This is a genomic window from Vibrio fujianensis, assembly GCF_002749895.1.
Taxonomy (GTDB): domain Bacteria; phylum Pseudomonadota; class Gammaproteobacteria; order Enterobacterales; family Vibrionaceae; genus Vibrio; species Vibrio fujianensis.
In genome coordinates this window covers 799,971-801,387 of record NZ_NBUS01000054.1, presented here as the reverse complement: position 1 = coordinate 801,387, position 1,417 = coordinate 799,971, and the positions used below count along the sequence as shown (strand labels likewise).

At 46.4% G+C, this 1,417-nt stretch carries 2 protein-coding genes; one reads left to right on the top strand and one right to left on the bottom strand.

Annotated features, from left to right (window positions below):
• A partial coding sequence (locus tag B7C60_RS19935) for a BCCT family transporter (protein WP_245869655.1) occupies positions 1–623 on the top strand: 623 nt, incomplete at its 5' end.
• 47 nt (positions 624–670) lie between these two features.
• On the opposite strand, the gene B7C60_RS20150 is transcribed toward B7C60_RS19935, so the two are convergent.
• On the bottom strand, positions 671–1,417 hold a 747-nt coding region (locus tag B7C60_RS20150), incomplete at its 5' end, for an alpha-amylase family glycosyl hydrolase (RefSeq protein WP_245869654.1).

Sequence of the window (1,417 nt, the reverse complement as noted above, 5' to 3'; positions counted from 1 at the left end):
GGACGCAATACTATTGGTTTTGGTATTACGCTTATTTGATCATGATGGGGCTCTTTATCACCCGTATTTCACGCGGTCGTACTATTCAAGAGGTGATCCTTTATACCCTTTCGATGGGCGCTTTAGGCTGCGCATTTTTCATCTCTATTTTCGGTGGTTATGCAGTATGGGCGCAAATGCTAGGTGGCTTACCCGTTCAAGCGTGGATGGTGGAAGGGGGATTAACCTACGCTGTGGTCGCTTTGATCAAAACTTTACCCGGCGGTGGCTGGATCCTCGCTTTGTTTTTAATCATCCAATTTTTCTTAATGTTGACCACCATGTCGAGCGCCAGTGTCGCTACGGCGATGTTAACCACCAATCAACTTGAACTGAATGGAGATCCGGATAATCGAGTGAAGCTACTTTGGGCGGCGGCCATTGGTTTGATCAGTCTCAGTGTATTTTTAGCAGGCGGCGGCATAGAGACCATTAAATCACTGTGTGTGGTTGCCGGTCTGCCGATGATGTTTATCTATGCCATTATGTTGAAAGGTTTTTTACATACGTTAGGCATTTTACCCAGCCACAGTGAAGCAGAAACGGTGCCTGATCGCCAGATTGTGCTTAGTAAAGTGGAGTAACTGAACCCAAGCAAGCCGGAATTAACAACCGGCTTGCTTGGTACTGGCTAGCTTAAAATCATAGCGCTTTTGGCCTCAAGCGTGATGAGCATTTCTCCATGTCGATACTCATAATGTTGTGCGTTTAGCGCATTGCTAAACTCCCCACTGGTTAACCCCAACTGCCAGAGGGGCAAACATACGTCGCGGGCATGACCAAGATTAATCGCAACCAGAACTCTTTGCTCCGCATAGCAGCGTGCAAAGACAAAACTGCTCTCATCTTGATACAGCAGTTGAAAATCGCCTATCTGCAAAGCGACATATTGTTTTCGTAGCGCAATCAGTTGTTGAAAGAAAGCAAAATAAGGTGATGTTGTCACTTGCTGCCAAGGCATACAACGACGGTTGTCGGGGTCATGACTGCCTCTTAATCCAACCTCCGTCCCATAATAAATACAAGGCGTACCCACATAGGTGAAAAGTAGCGTGCTGGCGATATGAAATAACGGTTGATCGCCATCGATCAGCTCCATAAATCGTGCGGTATCATGGCTATCTAATTGATTGAGTTGCGCTAACTGATTCGCCCACGGGATTTTGGCTCTGGCTTCTGCTAGCCAATCGAGAAACTGCGCTACTTGGATATCGATAGGGTGAAAAGCAATATCTAAATGCGTGAGCAAGGCCCGTAAAGGATGCGCAAAACCATAATAATTCATCGCGCCATCTTCTTGATCGCCTTGTAGCCATTGAGTCGCTTCAAAAAAATGTTCACCCAATACATAGCAATCCGGGTTGATCTGTTTTGCCGC